The sequence below is a fragment of the Methylobacterium planeticum genome (assembly GCF_008806345.1).
Taxonomy (GTDB): Bacteria; Pseudomonadota; Alphaproteobacteria; order Rhizobiales; family Beijerinckiaceae; genus Methylobacterium; species Methylobacterium planeticum.
Genome location: NZ_VZZJ01000002.1, coordinates 220,674 through 241,397, shown reverse-complemented (window position 1 = coordinate 241,397; position 20,724 = coordinate 220,674). Strand labels below are relative to the sequence as shown.

Annotated in this window: 22 protein-coding genes; 6 read left to right on the top strand and 16 right to left on the bottom strand. The window is 72.6% G+C overall.

The annotated features are described in order from the left end of the window. Window positions 1-233: 233 nt before the first annotated feature. Window positions 234-1,064 carry an FTR1 family protein gene (locus tag F6X51_RS03035; protein WP_150961730.1) on the top strand — a complete coding sequence of 277 codons (831 nt, stop codon included), beginning with the start codon at window positions 234-236 and terminating at the stop codon, window positions 1,062-1,064. Window positions 1,065-1,118: 54 nt separating this feature from the next. On the opposite strand, the gene F6X51_RS03030 is transcribed toward F6X51_RS03035, so the two are convergent. From F6X51_RS03030 to F6X51_RS02995, 9 genes are all read right to left on the bottom strand, one after another. After that, window positions 1,119-1,310, bottom strand: a complete 192-nt coding sequence (locus F6X51_RS03030) for a hypothetical protein (RefSeq protein ID WP_150961729.1) — start codon at window positions 1,308-1,310, stop codon at window positions 1,119-1,121. 115 nt (window positions 1,311-1,425) lie between these two features. Continuing rightward, window positions 1,426-1,755 carry a hypothetical protein gene (locus F6X51_RS03025; protein ID WP_150961728.1) on the bottom strand — a complete coding sequence of 110 codons (330 nt, stop codon included), beginning with the start codon at window positions 1,753-1,755 and terminating at the stop codon, window positions 1,426-1,428. Continuing rightward, the gene (locus tag F6X51_RS27685) at window positions 1,752-1,925 is read right to left on the bottom strand and encodes a hypothetical protein (protein WP_191969996.1); all 174 of its coding nucleotides are present in this window, start codon (window positions 1,923-1,925) and stop codon (window positions 1,752-1,754) included. Before F6X51_RS27685 ends, F6X51_RS03025 begins: the two co-directional genes overlap by 4 nt. 233 nt (window positions 1,926-2,158) lie before the next feature. Next, window positions 2,159-2,836 carry a M15 family metallopeptidase gene (locus tag F6X51_RS03020; RefSeq protein ID WP_150961727.1) on the bottom strand — a complete coding sequence of 226 codons (678 nt, stop codon included), beginning with the start codon at window positions 2,834-2,836 and terminating at the stop codon, window positions 2,159-2,161. Between the two features lie 2 nt (window positions 2,837-2,838). Next, window positions 2,839-3,276 carry an EamA family transporter gene (locus tag F6X51_RS03015; RefSeq protein WP_150961726.1) on the bottom strand — a complete coding sequence of 146 codons (438 nt, stop codon included), beginning with the start codon at window positions 3,274-3,276 and terminating at the stop codon, window positions 2,839-2,841. Window positions 3,277-3,287: 11 nt separating this feature from the next. Then, on the bottom strand, window positions 3,288-3,659 hold the full coding sequence (crcB, locus tag F6X51_RS03010; RefSeq protein WP_191969995.1) for a fluoride efflux transporter CrcB: 372 nt from the start codon (window positions 3,657-3,659) through the stop codon (window positions 3,288-3,290). Between the two features lie 155 nt (window positions 3,660-3,814). Beyond that, window positions 3,815-6,070, bottom strand: a complete 2,256-nt coding sequence (locus F6X51_RS03005; RefSeq protein ID WP_150961724.1) for a xanthine dehydrogenase family protein molybdopterin-binding subunit — start codon at window positions 6,068-6,070, stop codon at window positions 3,815-3,817. An 8-nt stretch (window positions 6,071-6,078) separates the two neighbouring features. Then, on the bottom strand, window positions 6,079-7,092 hold the full coding sequence (locus tag F6X51_RS03000) for an FAD binding domain-containing protein (RefSeq protein ID WP_150961723.1): 1,014 nt from the start codon (window positions 7,090-7,092) through the stop codon (window positions 6,079-6,081). Then, a complete protein-coding gene (locus F6X51_RS02995) occupies window positions 7,089-7,631 on the bottom strand; it encodes a (2Fe-2S)-binding protein (RefSeq protein WP_150961722.1) in 543 nt (180 codons plus the stop codon). The genes F6X51_RS03000 and F6X51_RS02995 overlap by 4 nt, the downstream gene beginning before the upstream one ends. A gap of 418 nt (window positions 7,632-8,049) precedes the next feature. Between F6X51_RS02995 and F6X51_RS02990 the strand changes: the two genes are divergently transcribed. From F6X51_RS02990 to F6X51_RS02980, 3 genes are all read left to right on the top strand, one after another. Next, window positions 8,050-9,438 (top strand): M20/M25/M40 family metallo-hydrolase, encoded by a 1,389-nt coding sequence (locus F6X51_RS02990; RefSeq protein ID WP_150961721.1) that lies wholly within the window; start codon window positions 8,050-8,052, stop codon window positions 9,436-9,438. Window positions 9,439-9,509: 71 nt separating this feature from the next. Then, complete coding sequence (locus tag F6X51_RS02985; protein ID WP_191969994.1) at window positions 9,510-11,291, top strand: glycosyltransferase family 2 protein; 1,782 nt, start codon at window positions 9,510-9,512, stop codon at window positions 11,289-11,291. Window positions 11,292-11,293: 2 nt separating this feature from the next. After that, entirely contained in the window at window positions 11,294-13,129 is a 1,836-nt protein-coding gene (locus F6X51_RS02980) for an HAD family hydrolase (RefSeq protein ID WP_150961719.1), read from the top strand. A gap of 6 nt (window positions 13,130-13,135) precedes the next feature. On the opposite strand, the gene F6X51_RS02975 is transcribed toward F6X51_RS02980, so the two are convergent. From F6X51_RS02975 to F6X51_RS02950, 6 genes are all read right to left on the bottom strand, one after another. Continuing rightward, window positions 13,136-13,537, bottom strand: a complete 402-nt coding sequence (locus F6X51_RS02975; RefSeq protein ID WP_150961718.1) for a DoxX family protein — start codon at window positions 13,535-13,537, stop codon at window positions 13,136-13,138. Between the two features lie 256 nt (window positions 13,538-13,793). Beyond that, window positions 13,794-14,762 carry an acid phosphatase gene (locus F6X51_RS02970; protein ID WP_407658419.1) on the bottom strand — a complete coding sequence of 323 codons (969 nt, stop codon included), beginning with the start codon at window positions 14,760-14,762 and terminating at the stop codon, window positions 13,794-13,796. A gap of 69 nt (window positions 14,763-14,831) precedes the next feature. Further along, on the bottom strand, window positions 14,832-15,704 hold the full coding sequence (locus tag F6X51_RS02965; RefSeq protein ID WP_150961717.1) for an alpha/beta fold hydrolase: 873 nt from the start codon (window positions 15,702-15,704) through the stop codon (window positions 14,832-14,834). A 113-nt stretch (window positions 15,705-15,817) separates the two neighbouring features. Next, window positions 15,818-16,660 (bottom strand): 2,3,4,5-tetrahydropyridine-2,6-dicarboxylate N-succinyltransferase, encoded by an 843-nt coding sequence (gene dapD / locus F6X51_RS02960; RefSeq protein ID WP_150961716.1) that lies wholly within the window; start codon window positions 16,658-16,660, stop codon window positions 15,818-15,820. Window positions 16,661-16,724: 64 nt separating this feature from the next. Continuing rightward, window positions 16,725-17,177, bottom strand: a complete 453-nt coding sequence (locus tag F6X51_RS02955; protein ID WP_150961715.1) for a cyclic nucleotide-binding domain-containing protein — start codon at window positions 17,175-17,177, stop codon at window positions 16,725-16,727. A gap of 136 nt (window positions 17,178-17,313) precedes the next feature. After that, window positions 17,314-18,000 carry a response regulator transcription factor gene (locus tag F6X51_RS02950; RefSeq protein ID WP_150961714.1) on the bottom strand — a complete coding sequence of 229 codons (687 nt, stop codon included), beginning with the start codon at window positions 17,998-18,000 and terminating at the stop codon, window positions 17,314-17,316. Window positions 18,001-18,314: 314 nt separating this feature from the next. On the opposite strand from F6X51_RS02950, the gene F6X51_RS02945 reads away from it, so the two are divergent. Both F6X51_RS02945 and F6X51_RS02940 read left to right on the top strand, forming a co-directional pair. Next, the gene (locus F6X51_RS02945) at window positions 18,315-18,851 is read left to right on the top strand and encodes a L,D-transpeptidase family protein (protein ID WP_150961713.1); all 537 of its coding nucleotides are present in this window, start codon (window positions 18,315-18,317) and stop codon (window positions 18,849-18,851) included. Between the two features lie 328 nt (window positions 18,852-19,179). Continuing rightward, window positions 19,180-19,602, top strand: a complete 423-nt coding sequence (locus tag F6X51_RS02940) for a MarR family winged helix-turn-helix transcriptional regulator (RefSeq protein ID WP_150961712.1) — start codon at window positions 19,180-19,182, stop codon at window positions 19,600-19,602. A 22-nt stretch (window positions 19,603-19,624) separates the two neighbouring features. On the opposite strand, the gene F6X51_RS02935 is transcribed toward F6X51_RS02940, so the two are convergent. Further along, window positions 19,625-20,389, bottom strand: coding sequence for a YggS family pyridoxal phosphate-dependent enzyme (locus tag F6X51_RS02935; RefSeq protein WP_150961711.1), 765 nt, complete (start codon window positions 20,387-20,389; stop codon window positions 19,625-19,627). Window positions 20,390-20,724 lie beyond the last annotated feature (335 nt).

Here is a 20,724-nt window from a genome sequence, read left to right as displayed (position 1 = left end):
TCCAGCGCATCGCGGGCTGCGGCCGGCAGAGGCCGCGTCGCGGCGCCACGCCGCGCGCCGGGGACTTGCGGCCGGTTGCGCGGAAGCATAGTCAGAACGCGCAAAGCAGATCTGCGGAACGCTGCAGATCTTGCCCTGGAAACATTCTTCTTAAGAACACTTCTAAGCTTCAAGGGACGGGCGCTGATCATGCCTGCGCCTGTTTTTGAACGCTTCCAAACTGGAGATCGATCATGACGGACGGGTCCACGTTCGTTCAGGCCTTCACGATCCTGTTTCGTGAGGGCCTGGAGGCGCTTCTGGTCATCGCGGCGCTCGCCGCGTTCCTGCGGCGGGCCGGCGCGCCGGAGCGGACCACCCCGCTCTATGCCGGGGCGGGGGCGGCGGCGCTCGCGAGCCTCGGCATGGCCTGGGTGTTCGAGACCTACTTCGACGGCAACCACAACGACCTGATGGAGGCCGCCGTCATGCTGCTGGCCGCCGCCCTGATGTTCTACATGAGCGGCTGGCTGTTCCTGCGGCAGGATCCCAGGGCCTGGCAGACGGACCTGAACCGGATGGCCGAGCGGGCGCTGGGGGCCGGCACGGTGCTGTCCCTCGCCGGCATCGCCTTCCTGGCGGTGTTCCGCGAGGGAGCCGAGACGGTGCTGTTCCTGCACGCCCTGGCCAAGACCGCCAACGGCTTCGACAGCTCGCTCCTCTCCGGCCTCGGCCTCGCGGCCATCGCCCTCGCGGCGGTGTTCGTGGCGATGCAGTGGCTGGCGCTGCGCCTGCCGCTGCGGCCGATGTTCCTGATCACCTCTGCGTTCCTGTTCGTGATGGGCCTGCGCCTCGTCGGCCAGGCCCTGCAGGAGTTCCAGGAGCAGACGATCGTGCCCGTCCACAACGACGGCGTGCCCGCCTTCGTGACCGATCTCGGCTTCAACGGCAGCTGGGAGGCCCTCGGGGCACAGGGCGTGCTGGTGCTCGCCGCGTTGGCCTGCCTCGGGCTGTTCTGGATGCGCCGGGGCGACCGCAAGGCGGCCGGCGCGCAGAACCCGAAGCCGGCGCAGGTTCTTTCCTGACCGCCCGGTCCTGACGACCGGTTCCCCGGGCGGATCTCCCCGCCCGGGCCCCCGTCAGCGCGCGGGGAGATCCGCCGTGACGGTGAGCATCGGCAGGGTCACGGAGACCCCGGTCCCGGCCCCGCCGATCAGGCCGGCTGGCGCCGCGTGGGGCCGCGGCAGGGCCGAGGCCGAGAAGGCCCCGATGCCGAGGGCGAGGCTCAGGGCGAGCAGCGACGTCTCGATGCCGCGATAGAATTCGTCCATCCGCGATCTCCCGCCAGGGGCGCCGAGGCTTCATGCGCCGCGCCCCCATGATCGGCGGGAGATGTGAGGGAAGCGTAACCGCCGGGACGATCGGCCCCCGCGGCGGCCCGGACGTTCAGGCCTGGCCCGCCACCGCCATCCGGGCGAGGCTCGGAGGGGCCGGCTGCAGCAGGGCCGCGGCGAGGTTCGCCTCCAGCACGATCAGGTCGCAATCCGGGTCCGGCACCCAGCCGCAGCGGCAGCCGCCCGGGCCCTCATGCGCCTGCGCCACCTGCCCGTAGAGGGTCCCGACCACCCGCGCCGCCGTCTCCAGCGCCGTCATCACCGGCAGCGGGTGGCGCCCGATGCTCTGCCAGAAGGCGCGGATCAGCGCCTGCTCCAGCGCGGCCTGGTGCGCCTCGTCGTCGCTCGGCCGCCCCCGAGCCCGCGCGAGCCCGGCGCTCATGCGCGGTCCCCCGGGAGGGTCCGCCCGCCGCCGCGGACCCGTGCGGGCTCGGGGGCGGCCGCCATGAAGTCGATGAGGTCGCCGAGCCGGTGCAGCCGCAGGTCGAGGCAGGATCCGTCCCACCATGCGAGCCGCGTCCATCCGCGGATCAGGTCGAGTGCCCCTACCATGTCGGTCTCCGTCGCTCGGAATCGGCGACGAGACGGGCAACGGCCGCCCTCGGGCCGGCGCCATCTCGCCTTGCGGCCAGAGATGACGAGAATTCGTCATGTAATCAAGAGCAAGTTCAAATATTGGAAATACTACAAAGCGCAACGACGGGGACTATCTTGAAGTTTTTATTTGGATTGATTCCATCCTGTACCGCCGGACGCTGCCGCAGGCTGCGTCCCCGCCCCGCGGCTCAGCGCACCGGCACGTCGAAGGCCGTGTCCGGGTAGGGCTCGGCCGCGAGGGTGAAGTGCCACCATTCCTCGGCATAGGGCGCGAAGCCCGCCGCCCGCATCGCGTCCCGCAGGCGGTCGCGATTCGCCCGCTGCTCCGGGGTGACGTCGGGCGAGGCGGGGGCGGAGCGGGGGCCGAAATGGTCGAAGGGGGTGCCCATGTCGAGCTCGCTCCCGTCGGCGCTGCGCACCAGGGTGAGGTCGGCGGTCGAGCCTCGGGAATGGCTCGAGCGCTCGGCGATGTAGCCGAGGCGGAAGAGGTCGCGCTTGTCGATGTCGGGGTAGTAGGCCCGGCGCATCCGGGTGTCGGCGGGGTCCCGGGCCCAGGCGGCGAAATCCGCCACCGCCCGGGTCGGGCGGTAGCAGTCGAACACCTTGAGGCCGAGCCCGGCCGGGGCGAGCGCCGCCTGCACCTGGGCGAGCGCCCCGGCGGCCTGCGGCGTGAGCAGGCAGCGCGGCGCCTCGTAGCCGGCGATGGGCCGCCCGACGAAGTTGTCCGCGCCGGCGTAGCGCATCTCGACCGACAGGCCGGGGACCCGGGCCGCGGCGTCGACGAGGGCCGGGACGGGCTCCGCCCGGGCGCCGGCGCCGAGGATCAGGAGCGGGACGACGCCGCCGACGAGGAACCCTGCCCGCATGCTCACCCCCGGTAGGCCACCAGCACCGCGCCCGCCGCGATCAGCCCGACCCCGATCCAGTTCGGGCCGGACAGCGTCTCGCCGAGGAACAGGACGCCGAAGACCGCCACCAGCACGACGCTGAGCTTGTCGAGGGGCGCCACCCGGGCGGCGTCGCCGAGGCCGAGCGCCCGGAAGTAGCAGAGCCAGGAGGCCCCGGTGGCGAGCCCTGAGAGGACCAGGAAGACGGCGCTGCGGGCGGGCAGGTCCGCGAGCCCCGCCGCCTGGCCCGAGGCGGCCAGGATCGCCCCCGTCAGCGCCAGGATCACCAGGGTGCGCACGAAGGTCGCGACGTCCGGGGGCACGCCCGCCACCCCGACCTTGGCGAGGATCGCCGTCAGGGCCGCGAACCCCGCCGCGAGCAGGGCCCAGAAGCGCCAGGATTGCAGCAGGTCTCCCATTCCGGGCTCCCTCAGAGGACGGCCCGCATCAGGAGGAGGCCGACGAAGAACCCGCCGAGGCCGAGCACCACCGAGCCGAGGATATAGGCCAGAGCCGCGCCGGTCTCGCCCCGCTCCAGCAGCAGCACCGCCTCCAGGGAATAGGACGAGAAGGTGGTGAAGCCCCCGAGGATCCCGGTGGCGATGAACAGGCGCAGGGCCTGCGGCCCGCCCCGCAGCGCGAACCAGCCCGCGAACAGCCCCATCAGGATCGAGCCCAGGATATTGATGCCCATGGTGGCGTAGGGAAAGCTCGATCCGAGCCGCAGGGCGGCGATCCCGATCCCGTGGCGCGCCATGCCGCCGAGCCCCGCCCCGACGAAGACCAGTAGAAAACCCTGCAAACCCATTCTCCGGCACCGTCGCGGACAGGCTGCATGTCCCGCGCCAAGGGCGACGGATCAAGCCAGGAACGACGTGACATTCCGTTGCTCGTCCGAACATGACGAAGCCGCCGCGACGGGATCGCGGCGGCTTCGGAAAGGTTCCGCGCGCCCACCTACGCGAGGATCTTGTCCACCGTGATCGGCAGGTGGCGGATGCGCTTGCCGGTGGCGTGATAGACCGCGTTGGCGATGGCGGCGGCAGTGCCGACGATGCCGATCTCGCCGAGGCCCTTCACCCCGAGGGGATTGGCCTTGTCCTCCTCGTCCACGAAGATCACGTCGATGTCGTAGATGTCGGCGTTCACCGGCACGTGGTACTCGCCGAGATTGTGGTTCATGAAGCGCCCGAGGCGGTGGTCGAGCATCGATTCCTCCTCCAGCGCCGAGCCGATCCCCATCACGACGCCGCCGAGGATCTGGCTGCGGGCGGTCTTCGGGTTGAGGATCTTGCCCGCCGCGACCGCCGAGACGACGCGGGTGAGCCGGACCTGGCCGAGTTCCTCGTCGACCTTCACCTCCGCGAAGATGGCCGAGTGGGTATAGGCCTCGTAGGCGTCGTTGAAGTCCTTGTCCGGCGCCCCCTGGGCGGTGGCCTCCAGCCTGTCGACGCCGCCGGCCCGCATCGCCTCGACGAGGGAGACGCCGCGGCCGGGATCCCCCGCGACCTCGATGCGCCCGCCCGTGAAGACGACGCGGTCGAGATCGACATTGGCGAGGGGCGAGTTCTCCATCTGCCGGGCGAGCCGGAAGGCCTGCTCGGCGACGTCGCGGCAGGCCTTCATCACGGCGGTGCCGGACGAGGCCGCGGTCCAGGAGCCGCCGGCCACGGGGGCCTCGGGCAGCCGCGTGTCGCCGAGCTTCGTGGTGACGTCCTCCATGGCGAGGCCGAGGGTGTCGGCGGCGATCTGGGTCAGGATCGTGTAGGTGCCGGTGCCGATGTCGCCCGTCGAGTTGCCGACCTCGAGCTTGCCGTCCGCGCTCAGGATCGCGTGGGCGCCGGACTGCATCATCATGGATTCCCAGACGCCCGTGGCCATGCCCCAGCCGACGAGCTCGCGGCCCTCCCGCATCGAGCGGGGCTCCGGGTCGCGCCTCGACCAGCCGAAGCGCTCCGCGCCCTCGCTGAAGCAGCTCTTCAGCGCCTTCGAGCCGAAGGGCTTGTCCTGCGCGGTCTGATCGTGGTCCGTGAAGTTCCTCAGCCGCAGCTCGATCGGGTCCACCCCCGTGGCGTAGGCCAGCTCGTCCATCGCGGTCTCGATGGCGAAGACCCCCGTGACGGCCCCCGGCGCCCGCATGTCGCCGGGCGTGAAGGTGTCGAGCTTGGCGATCTTGTAGGTGAGCGCGACGTTCTCGCACTTGTAGAGCACGCCCGACCAGTTGACGACGACCTCCTGGTAATCCTCGAAATGCGAGGTGCCCCCGATGGCGTCGTGGCGCAGGGACCGGAGCGCGCCGTCCCGGTCCGCCCCGAGGGCGATCGTCTGGAGCGCGTCCGGCCGGTAGGTGAAGCTCCACATCTGGTCGCGGGTCAGCGCCACCCGCACCGAGCGCTCCAGCTCGCGGGCGGCGAGCATCGCCAGGAAGAGCTGGTATTGTGGCCGCAGGCCCGAGCCGAAGCCGCCGCCGAGATACGGGTTCATCACCCGCAGGTCGTCCTTGTTCAGGCCGAACACGCTGGCGAGGTAGCCCTGGCTGTTCGAGACGCCCTGGATCTTGTCGTAGACCGTGTACTTGCCGTCGCCCTCGAAGACGACCGTCGAGGCATGGGGCTCCATCGGGTTGTGATGCTCGATCGCCAGCCGGTAATCCTGGCTGAGCTTCACCGGCGCCCGGTCGTAGGCGCCCTCCGGATCGCCCCAGGGCTCGGGCGGCGGCTTGATGCCGTTGCGCTTCTTCGGCGGCACGTAGGCGAGGTCGCGCGCCGCCTCCGTGTCGGTCAGGGGCTCCTCGGCCTCGTAGTCGAGCTTGACCAGGGCGGCGGCGTGGCGGGCGGTCTCGAAATCCTCCGCCACCACCAGGGCGACGGGCTGGCCGCTGTAGTGGATCTTGTCGTCGTAGAGGGCCCGGAACGGGGCGCCGGGGGGCGCCACCGCGTCCTGGTAATTGTAGTTGAGCCAGGCCGTGCGCGGCCGGTTCTCGTGCGTGAACACCTTGATCACGCCGGGCACGGCCTCGGCCGCGGCGGTGTCGACCGCCGTGATGCTGCCCTTGGCGATGGTGCTCGACACCACGTAGCCGTGGGCGAGGTCGGGCGCCGCGAACTCGCCGGCATATTTGGCGAGGCCCGTGACCTTGGCGGGGCCGTCGACGCGGCTCTGGGGACTGCCCACGAAGGTGTCCCGGCCGGTGGAGCTGAAGGTGGCGACCATGGGACCTCTCAGGCGATGCGCTTGTCGGTGAGCGACTGGGGCGTGCCGGCGGCGGCCTGTTCGAGGCCGCGCACGATGGCGCGTCGGGCGAGCTCGACCTTGAAGCCGTTCGCGGATTGGGGCTTGGCCTCGCCGACGATCAGGTCCGCCGCCGCCTGGAAGCTCTCCCGGGTGGCGGGCTTGCCCTGGAGCAGGGCCTCCGCCTCCCGGTTGCGCCAGGGCTTGTGGGCGACGCCGCCGAGCGCGAGGCGGGCGGACCTGATGGTCGCGCCGTCGAGTTCGAGGGCCGCCGCCACCGAGACCAGCGCGAAGGCGTAGGAGAGCCGGTCGCGCAGCTTCAGGTAGGTGTAGTGCGTCCCGTAATCCGTCGTCGGCACGTCGACGCTGACCACGATCTCGCCGGGCGTCAGGTCGGTGTCGATCTCGGGCGTGTCGCCGGGCAGGCGGTGGAAATCCGCGAAGGCGATCGAGCGTTCGCCCTGCGGCCCGCTCACCTGGACGGTCGCCTCCAGGGCCGCGAGGGCGACGCACATGTCGGAGGGATGGGTCGCGATGCAGTGCTCGCTCGTGCCGAAGATCGCGTGGATGCGGTTGACGCCGCCGATCGCCGGGCAGCCGGAGCCGGGCACCCGTTTGTTGCAGGGCGTGGCCTCGTCGTAGAAGTAGTAGCAGCGGGTGCGCTGGAGCAGGTTGCCCCCGGTCGAGGCGGCGTTGCGCAGCTGGGCGGAGGCGCCCGCCAGGATCGCGTTGGCGAGGAGCGGGGCCTTCGCCCGCACCCGCGCGTCGTAGGCCACGTTGGCGTTCGTCACCAGGGCGCCGATGCGCAGCGCCCCGTCGCGCTCCTCGATGCGGTCGAGGGGCAGGCGGGTGATGTCGACGAGGCGGCCCGGCCGCTCGACGTTGTACTTCATCAGGTCGAGGAGGTTGGTGCCGCCGGCGATGAACTTCGCGTTCGGATCGGCGGCGAGCGCCTGCACGGCCTCCGCGACGGTGCCGGCGCGGACATACTCGAAGCGGTTCATCGCGCGGCTCCCTGCGTGGCACCCGGCTGCATCACGTCCTCGATCGCATCGACGATGTTGGTGTAGGCGCCGCAGCGGCAGAGGTTGCCGCTCATCGCCTCGCGGATCTCGTCGCGGCTGTGGGCGTGGCCCTCGTTCATCATGCCCACCGACGAGCAGAGCTGGCCCGAGGTGCAGTAGCCGCACTGGAAGGCGTCGTGCTCGATGAAGGCCTCCTGGATCGGGTGCAGCCCGTTCGAGCCCCCGCCCGGGTTGGCGAGCCGGGCCAACCCCTCGACGGTGGTGATCTCGGCCCCGTCCCTCATCACCGCGAGGGTCAGGCAGGCATTCACCCGGGTGCCGTTCACCAGCATCGTGCAGGCGCCGCACTGGCCGTGGTCGCAGCCCTTCTTGGTGCCGGTGAGGTCGAGCTGCTCGCGCAGGAGGTCGAGGAGGGTGGTCCAGGGGGCGACCTGAAGCGCGCGGGCCTCTCCGTTGATGGTCAGGCTGATGCCGACCTTGGTGTCCGCCGGGACGGGTGAACCGCTTTCGATGAGCATGGGCGTTCCACGAGGCTTGGGGCCGGTCCGCGCGGGTGGGGTCGCGCGTGGGGGCCGAACGGAATGGGGTCGTCCTGATCGCTCGGGGTCGTCCGAGGGCGTGCGGCGGGCAGGACGGGGCGGATCCGGGGCGGACGCGCCGCGGGCGCGCGGTCCTGTCGAACCCACTCGATAACCATTCCAACCTGCGGCTGTTCCCACGGGGCCGCGTGCGTACGCCCCGGCCCCGGACCGGAGGGGCCCCGCACACGGCCCTGCGCGGCGGCTCCGCACGCTCGGCCGGCATCAGACGGTTTCCGTTTCGCCGCGCTCTCGGCTAACCCTGCGCCACTGAGCGGGGCATCTCGGGCGAGACCGTCCCCGCGGCGACTTCCCCGAGGCGACGCCCCAGCGGCGACCGGTTCAAGGATTCTGTGCGATGGCTGCACTCGACCCGATCCTCAACGACATCGACCGCGACCTCGACAACGCGCTCGAGCGCCTGTTCGCGTTCCTGCGCATCCCCTCGATCTCGACGGACCCGGCCTATGCGGGGGATTGCCGGGACGCGGCGCGCTGGCTCGAGGGCACGCTCACGGCGCTGGGCTTCGAGACCACGATCAGCGAGACGTCGCTGCACCCGGTGGTGCTCGCCCACGCCCCGAAGCCGGGCGCGCCGCACGTGCTGTTCTACGGGCACTACGACGTGCAGCCGGTCGATCCGCTGGACCTGTGGGAGACGCCGCCCTTCGAGCCGCGCCTCGCCACCGACGCGCACGGCGCCCGCCGGATCGTCGCGCGCGGGGCCTCCGACGACAAGGGCCAGGTGATGACCTTCATCGAGGCCTGCCGGGCCTGGAAGGCGATGGCGGGCGAACTGCCCTGCGGCGTCACCATCCTGATCGAGGGCGCCGAGGAGAACGGCTCGCAGGGCCTGCCCGAATGGGTGGCCCGGAACCGCGACGCGCTCGCCGCCGACATCGTGCTCGTCTGCGACACCTCGATGTGGAACAGGACGACGCCCGCCATCACCACCTCGCTGCGCGGCCTCGCCTATTTCGAGGTGAAGGTGACCTGCGCCGACCGCGACCTGCATTCGGGCTTCTTCGGGGGCGCGGCCCGCAACCCGATCCACGTCCTGTCGCGCATCGTCGCCGACCTCCACGACGCCGAGGGCAGGGTCACCCTGCCGGGCTTCTACGAGGGCGTGCGCGAGACGCCCCCGGAGGTGCTGGAGCAGTGGCGCGGCCTCGCGCTCACGCCCGAGACCTTCCTCGGCCCGATCGGCCTCAGCGAGCCCGCGGGCGAGCGCGGCCGCATGCTGATCGAGATGATCCAGTCGCGCCCCGCCTGCGACGTCAACGGCATCATCGGCGGCTACACCGGCGAGGGCACCAAGACCGTGATCGCCGGCCAGGCGAGCGCCAAGATCTCCTTCCGCCTCGTCGACGACCAGGACCCGGAGGTGCTGGCCCGGACCTTCGAGGCCTTCGTGCGCGCGCGCATCCCCGCCGACTGCTCCGTCGAGGTGATCTGCTACAAGGGCTCGCGGGCGATCAGCCTGCCCTTCGACATGCCGCAGCTCGGGGCCGCCAAGGCGGCGCTCGAGGCCGAGTGGGGCGTGGCGCCCGTCACGGTCGGGGCCGGCGGCTCGATCCCGATCGTCGGCGACTTCAAGCGCCTCCTCGACCGCAACACCCTGCTGATCGGCTTCGGCCTCGACGACGACCGCATCCACGCGCCGAACGAGAAGTACGACCTCGCGAGCTTCCACAAGGGCACCCGCTCCTGGGCCCGCATCCTGGCCGCCCTCGGCGGGCAGGGCTGAGGCGCGCAGGGAGGCTCGCGGCATTGTCCTGGCCCTTCTCCCGGCCCTTATCCTGGCCCGTGTCCTGGCCCGTGTCCTGGCGCTCCGTCCTCGCGGGCCTCCTGCGCCGGCGCCGGGCCGGCGCCGGCCTGTCCTACCGGGCCGAGGGCGGCGCCCCGCCCCGCTACCGCTTCGAGACCCGGGCGCGGGGCTACTGCTACCTGCCCCCGCGCCGGCCGGAGGATCTCGAGGCGCGCCTCGCGTCCCTGCGGATCCGGCCCCGCTTCTCGATCCTGACGCCGGTCTACGACGTCGAGCGCCGCTTCCTCGAGGCGGCCGTCGCCTCGGTGACGGCCCAGTGGTACCCGGACTGGGAGCTGATCCTCATCGACGACGCCGGCACCGAGCCGGAGACCCGGGCCGCGCTCGCGGCGCTGTCGGCGCTGGCGGATCCGCGGATCACGGTCGGCCGCAACCCGGAGAACCGGGGCATCGCGGCGACCACCAACGCGGCGCTGGCGCGGGCGCGGGGCGACTACGTCGTGTTCCTCGACCACGACGACGCGCTGACCCCGGACTGCCTCTACGAGCTCGCCCTCGCGATCGACCGGACGGGGGCCGACTTCCTCTACAGCGACGAGGACAAGATCGACCCGGAGGGGCTGTTCTCGGGCCCGTTCTTCAAGCCGGACTGGTCCCCCGATGCCCTCATGAGCATCATGTATACCTGCCACGTCACCTGCCTGCGCCGCAGCCTGATCGAGGCCTGCGGCGGCGTGCGCCTCGGCTACGAGGGGGCGCAGGATTACGACCTGGCGCTGCGGGTCAGCGAGCGGGCCCAGCGGATCGTCCACGTGCCGAAGGTGCTCTATCACTGGCGCAGCCTGCCGGCCTCGATCGCCTCCGCGATGGCGGCCAAGCCCTACGCCGTGGACGCCGTGCGCCGCCTCAAGGAGGACGCCCTCCGGCGCCGGGGGCTGCCCGGCACGGTCGAGCCCGTGGCCGGCATGCCCGGCCAGTTCCGCGTCGCCTACGCGCCCATGGGCGAGCCGATGGTCTCGATCATCATCCCGTCGAAGAACAACCACGCGCTGCTGCGCCCCTGCCTCGCCGCGATCCTCGCGCGCAGCACCTACCGCAACCTCGAGATCGTCGTCCTCGACAACGGCAGCAGCGACGGCCCGACGCTGGCCTATCTCGACGAGATCGCGGCCGAGCCCCGGATCCGCATCCTGTCCGACCCCCGGCCCTTCAACTACTCGGCCCTGAACAACCTGGGCGCCCGCCACGCCGCGGGCGAGATCCTGCTCTTCCTCAACGACGACACCGAGGTGATCACCCCCGACTGGCTGGAGCGCCTGATCGGCTACGCCCAGCGCGACCATGTCGGGGCGGTGGGCGCCCAGCTCCTGTTCCCGGACGGCAGCATCCAGCATTGCGGCGTCGTGAACCTCCTCGACGGGCCGGGCCACGCCTTCTACCGGCTCGGCGGCGACCGGATCGCCGATTTCGGCCGCAACCGCCTCGACTACGACTGGATCGCCGTGACGGGGGCCTGCCTCGCCGTCGCGCGGTCCAAGTTCGAGGCGGTGGGCGGCTTCGACGAGGCGCTGCCGGTGGCCTACAACGACGTCGAGCTGTGCTTCCGCCTGGTCGAGGCCGGCTACTTCAACGTGGTCTGCCAGGCCGCCCGGCTGACCCACCACGAATCGGTCAGCCGCGGCCAGGACCGGGCCAGCCGCGAGAGGCGGGAGCGGCTGGAGCGCGACCGGCGCCGGCTCTACGCCCTGCATCCGCGCTACCTCGCGCACGACCCGTTCCACAATCGCAATCTGCATCCCAACAGCGGCCTGTTCCAGGCGCACACGGTCTGAGCATGGACGCCCCCCCCTCCCCGGCCCCCGCCCGGCCGAGCCTGCTCGCGCGCCTGCGCGAACCCCTGGAAGCCGCCGAGGCGGTGTCCTTCGACGTGTTCGACACCCTGTTCATGCGCCTGATCGCGGCGCCCGAGGACGTGTTCGACCTCGTCGGCGCGCAGTTCGGGCTGAAGCACTTCCGCCGCCACCGAATCGCCGCGCAGGCCCAGGCCTTCCGGGTGATGCGCGCGCGGGGGCGCCGGGAGATCGACCTCGACGGGATCTACGCCTGCCTGCCCGATCTCGGCGTGCCGGCCGAGGCGCTGAAGCGGGCCGAGTGGGCGGCCGAGCTCGCGGTCCTGCGCCTCAACCCGGAGGTGCACGCGGTGCTGCTGCGCGCGCAGGCCCTCGGCAAGACCTGCATCCTCACCTCCGACATGTACCTGCCCGAGGCCTTCTTCGAGGCCCTCTGCGCCCGGGCCGGCATCACGGTCGACCGCCTCTTCGTCTCGAGCGCCGCGCAGGCGACGAAGCGCGACGACGGCGCCCTCTTCACCCTGGCGGCGGAGGCCCTCGGCCTCGAGCCCGGCCGCATCCTGCATCTCGGCGACAACCCGGCCTCCGACATCGCCCGGGGCGCCGAGCGGGGCCTCGCCACGTTCCACTACGCCCCCGACCTCGGCCCCGCCCCGGCGACCCCCGACCTCGCCCACGCGATCGTGGCCGGCGTCGCGCGCTTCCAGGCCGTCCAGCCCGGCCGCTCGCCCTGGTGGCGGATCGGCTTCTCGGCCGGGGGGCCCGCCACCCACGCCCTGGTGGCGTGGCTGCGCGCCCGCACCGAGGAGGACCGGATCGACCTGCTGCTGTTCCTCGCGCGCGACGGGTTCACGGCGCACCGGCTCTGGCCCGGGGACGCGGTCCCGAGCCTCTACTTCAAGGCCTCGCGGGTCCTCCTCGTGCTCGCGGGCATCACCGAGCGGACCTTCGAGGCGCAGATCCCGTTCCTGCTCTCGGGGGCCGCGAGCGTCGCCGACATCTTCGCCCGCATCGGCGTGGAGCGTCCCGACGACGCGGTCCTGCGCGACCTCGGCTTCAGCCCGGAGACCCGCTACACGCGCAAGCGCCACGCGGCCTTCGCGGCGCTGATGCGGGCGATGCGCTGGCGCATCCTGCAGGTCTGCCGCGAGTGCCGCCGCGGCCTCCACGCCGCCTGCCTGCAGGCGGGCCTTCGCGACGGGATGCGCCTCGGCCTCGTCGATGTCGGCTGGAAGGGCAGCACCCAGGCCGCCTTCGTGGACTTCGTGCGGGACGTCTTCGACGTGCGGGTGAAGGGCTACTACCTCTGCCTGCACAAGGCCCGGCACGGGCTCGAGATGGAGGCCCTGATCTCGGCCGGGACCCACCGGGCCGCGATCCGGCGCGATCTCTACGACAACCGGGTGGTGGCCGAGTTGCTGTTCTCCGCCCCCCACGCCTCGGTGACGGGGGCGCGGCTCGCCCCCGATGGCGGCGTCGTCTTCGCGGAGGATCCCGGCCGGGGCGCCGACCCGCGCCTGCCCGAGATCGCCGCCGAGATCGACGCGGGCATCCGGGAGGGGGTGGCGACCCTGCGAGCGCTGCTCGCCGAGATCCGGGTGGACCTCCCGGTGCCGGCCCTCACGGCGCCGCTGCTGGCGCTCGCCCGCGACCCCACCCGGGATCAGGCCGAGACCCTCGGCTCGATCTACAATTTCGACAGCTGGGGCAGCAGCACCCTGTTCCGGAGCTACGCCGCGCGGCTCGACCCGCGCGAGGCGGCCCGGGGGGATTCCTGGCCCGCCGGGATGCGGGCGCTCGCGGCCGCCCCGCCCCCCTAGCCCGCCTCAGGCCCGCCGGCGCGCCGCGTCGAGGCTGAGGGGACCGGCGCCCGCGAAGGTCAGGTACAGGAAGACGAAGCAGAACAGGATCGCGGCATCGCCCCCGTTCAGCGTCGGGTAGACGTTCTTCGGGGCGTGGAACAGGAAGTACGCGAAGGCCATCTCGCCGCAGAGCAGGAAGGCCACCGGCCGGGTGAACAGGCCGAGCACGATCAGGCTGCCGCCGACGAGCTCCAGCACCCCGCCCACCCCGAGCAGGGAGGCGAGCTCCGGCGCCGGATTGGTCCGGGGCGGCAGGCCGAACAGCTTCTGCGAGCCGTGCGCCAGGAACACCAGCCCGGACACGATCCGCAGCAGGGCGAGGGCGTAGGGCGCGTATCCGGTCAGGCGGGTGGTCAGGGCGGCCATCGGTCGAGGGTCTCCGTGCAGGGTCGTCCGGCTAAGGTCATGCGGGCAAGGTCGTCCGGCCAGGATGCCTGGCCCGCGGGTCCGCCATGGCCGCCCGGTTCGGCGCGCGATGTCAAGCGAGCGCGGCCGTCTCCCGCGCGGCCAGGCGCGCCGGTGCACACGCGAATCCAGGCTCGTGCCCGTCCGGGGGATGAGGGCCCGGACGCGGGGCGCATCCCGAAGCCTGACCGTCAGGCCGAACCGCGCCGCGATGCGCTCAGAGAACCGGCTCCTTGGCGGCGGCCTCCTCGCGGGCGCAGACGGCCTGGTCCGGGGACGGCCCCCCCGCCGCCAGCGCCCTGCCGAGGTCCTGCCGGGCCCGCTCGAGGTCGGTCCGGAAGCCCGCATCCCCCTGGAGGGCCGCCACGATCGCGGCGCCGTTGGTGCGGCCGGCCTCGACGTCGCTCATCCAGTGCACGCCGCAGATCACCCGGCTCTCGCCGTAGGCCCGGCCGCGGGTCAGGATCGCCGTGGCCTTGCCGGGCACGAGGCTCGCCATGATCAGCGCGTAGGCCCAGCCCTGCGTCGCGTGCCCGGAGGGGTAGCTGAAGCTGTCGGCGAGCTGCTGCGAGCGCTGCACGCAGATCGGCGCGTCGTTGCCCACGAAGGGGCGCAGGCGCCGGTAATGCACCTTGGGCCCGCGGGTGGCGCGGGCGATGTCGAGGCGGGAGCGCTCCAGGAGGGTGATCAGGGCCGGCACCCGGACCTGGTCGAGGCGGGTGCCGAGCACGCAGGCGAAGTTGTCGAGGATCGCGCTCGCGCCCTCGGCGACGTCGGCGGTGGCGAGGTCCCAGCGCGGGCTGCCCTTGAGGGCCCGGGTGGCGTTGAACGCGACCTTGTCGGCGTTCTCGGCGGCCGAGTGGCTGGCGGGCGGGGCGGGCAGGATCGCCACCGTGTCGGGCATCGCCGCGTCGGCGAGGTAGGGCTGGTGCGCGGGCTTCTCGGGCTTCAGCGAATCGGCCCCGACCGAGGGCGCGGACTTCTCGCGGCCCATGCTGCCGGGCCCGAGCTCGCCCTGTCCCTGCGCGCCTTGCCCCTGTGCGCCTTGCCCCTGCGCGGCCCTGCTCGGCGCGCCCTGGCCCGGCGCGGCTTGCGGCGCCGCGAGGGCGGGGCCGGCGGCGAGGAGCAGCGCCAGGACGGGAGTGGCGAGGACGGGGCGGGCGAGGGTCGGGATCAGGCGGGGCATCGGGTCTCGGACCTTCGGATGGGCAGGCGCCGCGCGGATAGCGGCCGGATGCGACGGGGGTATGATGCCTCAGGCGGCGCGGATCGCGGCGGCGACCTCGCCCGCATATTCCTCGTGCGGGCTGAGCGCGCCCGGGATGATCTCCTTGACGACCCGGCCGGTGGCCACGAGGGCGTCCATCTCGGCCCCCGAGCGGCGCGGCGCCCGTTCCGGCCGCAGCACCCGGATCGGCGGAAGTTCGCCGGCGAACAGCTCGAGGAAGGCCTCGCGGGTGCCGACCGGATCGAGCCCGCCGGTGACGAAGGCGGCGGTGCCGAAGCGCCCGCCGGGCTGGCGCGTGATGGCGTGCTTGTCGGCGATGACGCCCGGCGTGACGTGGGCCGGGTCGGCGTAGACGTGGGCGCGCATCATCCGGCCGATCACCGGCGGGCTGATGTTGATGCGGTAGAGCACGTCGCCGAGGAACGGCGCCTCGACGGCGCGGCGCAGGGCCCGGAACAGGCCCGCGCGCTCCGGCCCCATGGCGGTGGGCAGCGGCCCGCGCCAGGTCGGGGCGACGAGGACGAGCCGGCGGAAGCGGCGGGGATCCTTGCGGGCGGCGGCCACGAGGTAGCCGGCGGCGTGGCCCGCCGCGATCCCGAGGGCGTAGGGCCCCGGGAGGGCGGCCAGCAGCGCGTCCAGGAAGGCGTGCAGCGTCGCGGGGTTCATCGGCACCCGGGCGCGGGGCTGGTCGCCGAAGCCCGGCCAGTCCGGCACGAGGCAGCGGTGATCGTGGCCGAGGTCCTTGGCGAGGGCCCGCATCTCGGAGCGGGCCGAGATCGAGGACAGGGCGGGCAGCAGCAGGGCCTCCGGCCCGTGGCCCACCACGTCGCAGGGGATGGACACCCGGGTGCCCGCGACGTCGAGATTCAGGGTCCGGGTGGCGTGCGCCGGCTCGACCATCTCTCGCGTCCCCTCCCCTGGCACCCCGGCCGCGGACGTCGCGCCCGCGGCTTCCCCCGTGATGTAGCGCGTTTCGCGCCGTTGCGGCTGCGCGACACGTCGCTCCGGGTGCCTCAGGTCCGCAGGAGCTCGTTGATCGCGGTCTTGGCGCGGGTGCCGGCATCGACGCGCTTGACGATCACCGCGCAGTAGAGCCCCGGGCCGGCGCTGCCGTCGGGGAGCGGCTTGCCCGGCATCGTGCCCGAGACCACCACCGAGTAGGGCGGCACCCGGCCGTACATGACCTCGCCGGTGGTGCGGTCGACGATCTTGGTGGAGGCCCCGATATAGACGCCCATCGAGAGCACGCTGCCCTCCCCGATGATCACGCCCTCGGCGACCTCGGCGCGGGCGCCCACGAAGCAATTGTCCTCGATGATGACGGGGTTGGCCTGCAGGGGCTCGAGCACCCCGGCGATGCCGGCGCCCCCCGAGATGTGGCAGTTCTCGCCGACCTGCGCGCAGGAGCCGATGGTCACCCAGGTGTCCACCATGGTGCCCTTGCCCACATGCGCCCCGAGATTGATGAAGGAGGGCATCAGCACCGCGCCCGGCGCGATGAAGGAGCCCCGGCGCACGAAGCAGCCCGGCACCGCCCGGAAGCCGGCGCCCCGGAAGGCGGCCTCGTCCCAGCCCTCGAACTTCGACGGCACCTTGTCCCACCAGGGGGCGCCGTTCGGGCCGCCGCCGATCGGCGCCATGTCGTTGAGGCGGAAGGAGAGCAGCACCGCCTTCTTGAGCCACTGGTTCACCACCCAGTCGCCCCCGACCTTCTCGGCGACCCGGGCCTTGCCGGAATCGAGGAGGTCCAGGGCCTCGTCGACCGCCTCCCGCACGGGGCCGCGGGTACCCGTGTCGATGCCGGCGCGCTCCTCCCAGGCGGTCTCGATGGTGCTGGCGAGGTCGGCGTGGGACATGGGGCTTTCCGTTCCGGTCGGTCGAGGGGTGGCGCCCCGTGCTTACAAAAGGCCGCCCGGCCTGTCACCCGGCCTCGAACAGGGTCCGCACCCGGTCGAGCCCCCGGGTCAGCCCCGCGAGGTCGTCCGCCAGGGTGTCGTGGATCGAGGCCGCCGCGTCGGGAAACTCCTCGAGCACCCGGCGCATCAGGGTCGGGGTGATGCGCATCACCGCGGCGGGCGCCGCCGCGCGGGCGTCCGAGGGGCGCTCGCCGCGCAGGAACAGGGCGAGCTGGCCGATCAGGGCGGAGCGGCCGGCGCGCACGGGCTCGGCGCCCGGCGCGCGCGGGGTCAGCTCGATCGTGCCCGAGAGGACCACGAAGCCGCCGTCCGAGCGCTCGCCGCGGGAGAACAGGAGCTCGCCGGCCGCGAGGCTGCGCCGCTCGGCCGCGAAGGTGAGCAGGCGCAGGGCGTCCCGGCCCATCAGGCCGAACAGGGGCGCGCCGGCCAGGATCGCCATGTCTTCGTCGAGACCCACACCTTGCCCCTGCCCAGCCCATCCCCGGCGTCGCGGGGCGCCTGTTTAGCCGATGCCCGGCGCGGGCACCATCGCGGCGTCAGGGGGTTCGCATCCGGGGTTCGGGCGGGGTCCGGACGCGGTTCGGGCCCCGGGCTCAGGGCAGGAGCTTGTAGCCGCCGCCCTCGGTGACCAGGATCGCGGCGGTGGCCGGATTCGGCTCGATCTTCTGGCGCAGGCGGTAGATGTGGGTCTCGAGGGTGTGGGTGGTGACGTGGGCGTTGTAGCCCCAGACCTCGGCGAGCAGCGTGTCGCGCCCCACCACCTCGCGGCCGGCCCGGTAGAGGAAGCGCAGGATCGCGGTCTCCTTCTCGGTCAGCTTCAGCTTCGAGCCGCGCTCGCCGACGAGGAGCTTGGCGCCCGGCCGGAAGGTGTAGGGGCCGATCTGGAAGATCGCGTCCTCGCTCGCCTCGTGCTGGCGCAGATGCGCCCGGATGCGGGCGAGCAGCACCGCGAACTTGAAGGGCTTGGTGACGTAGTCGTTGGCGCCGGCCTCGAGGCCCTCGACCGTGTCCTCCTCCGAATCCTGCGCCGTCAGCATGATGACGGGGCCGCGGAAGCCGTTGCGGCGCATCACCCGCACGGCCTCGCGCCCGTCCATGTCGGGCAGGCCGACATCCATCACCGCGAGGTCGACGCGCTCCTCGGCGACGCGGTTGATCGCCGTGGTCCCGTCGGGGTCGCTCACCACGATGAACTCGTCGTAGAGGTCGAGCTGCTCCGTCAGCGTCTCGCGCAGGGTGGCGTCGTCGTCGCAGATCAGGAGGCGATGGGGATTCGACATCGTCCGGGGGACTCTCAACAGGGCACACACGCGGTCCGGCGGCCGGCCCGACGCATCCGCCCCGCAGGATCCGGGGCGGCGGTCGGCGGCCGTTCCGGGCAGCATGCCCACCCGATGACCCCGCCGCGCCGCATTCCGGGCATACGCACCAAAGTTACGCTGATTTCATGCCTGCGAATTCCCTTGCGCGCAATCAGAAAGGGAAATTCATCGACCATCGCCAGATCCCGGCATGCGGCGGGTTCGACGGGACCACCGGTCCCGAATCCCACCGTGCCATCGAATCATACCCGGCCGAAGATGAAGCCTTGCTGATGAAACGCACAACCCTCCCGATCCTGCGGGTACGCGCCCTGGTAGGCGACCGCAGCCGCGGCCAGCTCCTGGCCGGCCCCGCGGTCATCCCCTGCGCGCTCGGGCGCTCCGGCATCGCCCGGGTCAAGCGTGAGGGCGACGGCGCCTCCCCGCGCGGGCGCTTCCGCCTGCGCGGCGGGATCTACCGCCCCGACCGGTTCGGCACCCGCCCGCCGACCGCCCTGCCGCTGCGCCGGACGCGGCCCCGGGACGGCTGGTGCGACGACCCGGGCGACCGCCGCTACAACCGCCCGATCCCCCTGCCCGCCCCCGGGGTCAGCGCGGAGGAACTCTGGCGCGGGGACGGCCTCTACGACCTCGTGATCGACCTCGACTACAACCGCGGCCCGATCCGGCCGGGCCGGGGCTCGGCGATCTTCCTGCACGTCGCCCGCCCCGGCTACCAGCCGACCGAGGGCTGCGTCGCCCTCGCGCGCCCGGACCTCGTGCGGCTGCTGCGCCGCCTCGGACCGCGGACCAGGATGCTGATCGGGTAATTTTCGATAGCCGGCTATTCCACTATTTCCCCAAGCCACTTGCTGGGATTCATCCGGATCGGATCAGGCGTCTGCCGGCTCGACCGCACCGGCTTTAATAGCCGGCAACCGACGCGCTTGGACAGGCCCCGCCGCATCGCCCGATCCGGCGCGGGCGGGCAGCCGCGTCGCGTCTACCAGAACCCTGCCAGAACGCTGCCGGATCCCTGCCGGCACCCGCGGCGCACCGGCCGAGAGGCCCGCGTCGCGGCCCTGGGCCGCAGGTCTTCGGCTTTACAGGTCCGGACGGATGTCGTCATTGCATGAATACACGGAGAGATTGCCCTCAATGGACGCGCTCGCGGCCACCCCTTGTCACTGTCTCGCGGTCCGCCAAGCGGCCCGGCAGGTGACGCAGCTCTACGACCGGCACCTCGCGGCGGTGGGCCTGCGCGCCACGCAATATTCCGTCCTGGCGGTGCTGGGGCGGCTCGGGCCGGTGGCGGTGCACGAGCTGGCGCTGCACCTCGTGATGGACCGCACCACCACCGGGCGCGCGTTGCGGCCGCTGGAGCGGGAGGGCCTCGTGCATATCGGGCCCGGGCGCGATGCCCGCACCCGCGCCCTCAGCCTGACGCCGAAGGGCCGGTCGCTGCTCGCGGAGGCGCGGCCCCTGTGGAGCGAGGCCCAGGCCGCCTTCGAGGCCGATTACGGCGCGGCGGAGGCCGACGGGCTGCGCCAGGCGCTGTCGCGGGTGGTGGGCCGGGCCTGAGGCGTCCATCCGGGGCCCGGGCTCAGTCCTTGCGCGCGCGGGCCCCGAAGATCGCGGTGCCGACGCGGACATGGGTGGCACCCATCTGGATCGCCGCCGGGTAATCCGCGCTCATCCCCATCGAGAGGATCGGCAGGTTGTGCGCCCGTGCGATCCGCGCCAGCAGGGCGAAATGGGCCGAGGGCGGGTCCTCGGCGGGCGGGATGCACATCAGCCCGTTGATGGCGAGGCCGTGGGTGTCCCGGCACTCGGCCAGCAGCGTGTCGACCTGCCCGGGCGCGATGCCGCCCTTCTGGGGCTCCTCGCCGGTGTTCACCTGGATCAGGAGCTTCGGCCTGCGGCCCGTCCGGGCGATCTCCTTGGCCAGCGCGGCGGCGAGGGAGAGCCGGTCGAGGGTGTGGATCACGTCGAAGAGCTCGACCGCCTCCCGGGCCTTGTTCGATTGCAGCGGGCCGATCAGGTGCAACTCCACGTCCGGATGGCGCGCCTTCAGCTCCGGCCACTTGGCCTTCGATTCCTGCACGTAGTTCTCGCCGAACAGGCGCTGCCCGGCTTCGAGGGCCGGCAGGATGCCGGCCGCCGGCACGGTCTTGGAGACCGCGATCAGCCGCACGCCCTCGGGCGGGCGCTCGGAATCCTCGGCGGCCCGCCGGATGCCGGCGCGGACCTCGGCGAGCCCCGCCGCCACGTCGGCGATCCCGATCGGCGCGGGCCCCTCCCCGCCGCGGGTCCCGGGGGCATCGGCCACCGGGGCGGCCGGGTCGATCTCGCGCGGCGTGTCGGACATGCGGACGTCTCTCCGGCTCTCGCTTGGGTGCATCGTCAACGGCGCCTTCGATCGGATCGCGGGCCGCCTCGGCGCCAGTCCCGCGCCAGCGCAGTATCATCGGGAACGCGCGCGGCAAATCCAGGCTCCCGCCCGGCGGCATCCCGCCCGCTTTTCCCCTCTCCCGCCACCTCTCCCGCCACCTCCCTTGCCACCTCCCTTGCCCCCTCTCCTGCCCCCTCCCCCACCCCGCGCCGACGGGGCGCGCCGCAGCGTCGCATTTGTTGACGGGGGCCGGTTCTCCTGTGGTAGTCCCGCCCCATCACGGCGTCGAACCGAAGATCCGCCAAGGATCC

Coding starts and splice junctions, on each gene's coding strand:
- F6X51_RS27685 (WP_191969996.1), bottom strand. CDS start 1,925: ATGGTAGGGGCACTCGACCTGATCCGCGGATGGACGCGGCTCGCATGG.
- F6X51_RS02980 (WP_150961719.1), top strand. CDS start 11,294: ATGGACGCCCCCCCCTCCCCGGCCCCCGCCCGGCCGAGCCTGCTCGCG.
- F6X51_RS02935 (WP_150961711.1), bottom strand. CDS start 20,389: ATGTCCGACACGCCGCGCGAGATCGACCCGGCCGCCCCGGTGGCCGAT.
- F6X51_RS03025 (WP_150961728.1), bottom strand. CDS start 1,755: ATGAGCGCCGGGCTCGCGCGGGCTCGGGGGCGGCCGAGCGACGACGAG.
- dapD (WP_150961716.1), bottom strand. CDS start 16,660: ATGTCCCACGCCGACCTCGCCAGCACCATCGAGACCGCCTGGGAGGAG.
- F6X51_RS02990 (WP_150961721.1), top strand. CDS start 8,050: ATGGCTGCACTCGACCCGATCCTCAACGACATCGACCGCGACCTCGAC.
- F6X51_RS03005 (WP_150961724.1), bottom strand. CDS start 6,070: ATGGTCGCCACCTTCAGCTCCACCGGCCGGGACACCTTCGTGGGCAGT.
- F6X51_RS03020 (WP_150961727.1), bottom strand. CDS start 2,836: ATGCGGGCAGGGTTCCTCGTCGGCGGCGTCGTCCCGCTCCTGATCCTC.
- F6X51_RS02970 (WP_407658419.1), bottom strand. CDS start 14,762: ATGCCCCGCCTGATCCCGACCCTCGCCCGCCCCGTCCTCGCCACTCCC.
- F6X51_RS03015 (WP_150961726.1), bottom strand. CDS start 3,276: ATGGGAGACCTGCTGCAATCCTGGCGCTTCTGGGCCCTGCTCGCGGCG.
- F6X51_RS03030 (WP_150961729.1), bottom strand. CDS start 1,310: ATGGACGAATTCTATCGCGGCATCGAGACGTCGCTGCTCGCCCTGAGC.
- F6X51_RS02945 (WP_150961713.1), top strand. CDS start 18,315: ATGAAACGCACAACCCTCCCGATCCTGCGGGTACGCGCCCTGGTAGGC.
- F6X51_RS03035 (WP_150961730.1), top strand. CDS start 234: ATGACGGACGGGTCCACGTTCGTTCAGGCCTTCACGATCCTGTTTCGT.
- F6X51_RS02940 (WP_150961712.1), top strand. CDS start 19,180: ATGGACGCGCTCGCGGCCACCCCTTGTCACTGTCTCGCGGTCCGCCAA.
- F6X51_RS02965 (WP_150961717.1), bottom strand. CDS start 15,704: ATGGTCGAGCCGGCGCACGCCACCCGGACCCTGAATCTCGACGTCGCG.
- F6X51_RS02975 (WP_150961718.1), bottom strand. CDS start 13,537: ATGGCCGCCCTGACCACCCGCCTGACCGGATACGCGCCCTACGCCCTC.
- F6X51_RS03000 (WP_150961723.1), bottom strand. CDS start 7,092: ATGAACCGCTTCGAGTATGTCCGCGCCGGCACCGTCGCGGAGGCCGTG.
- F6X51_RS02995 (WP_150961722.1), bottom strand. CDS start 7,631: ATGCTCATCGAAAGCGGTTCACCCGTCCCGGCGGACACCAAGGTCGGC.
- F6X51_RS02950 (WP_150961714.1), bottom strand. CDS start 18,000: ATGTCGAATCCCCATCGCCTCCTGATCTGCGACGACGACGCCACCCTG.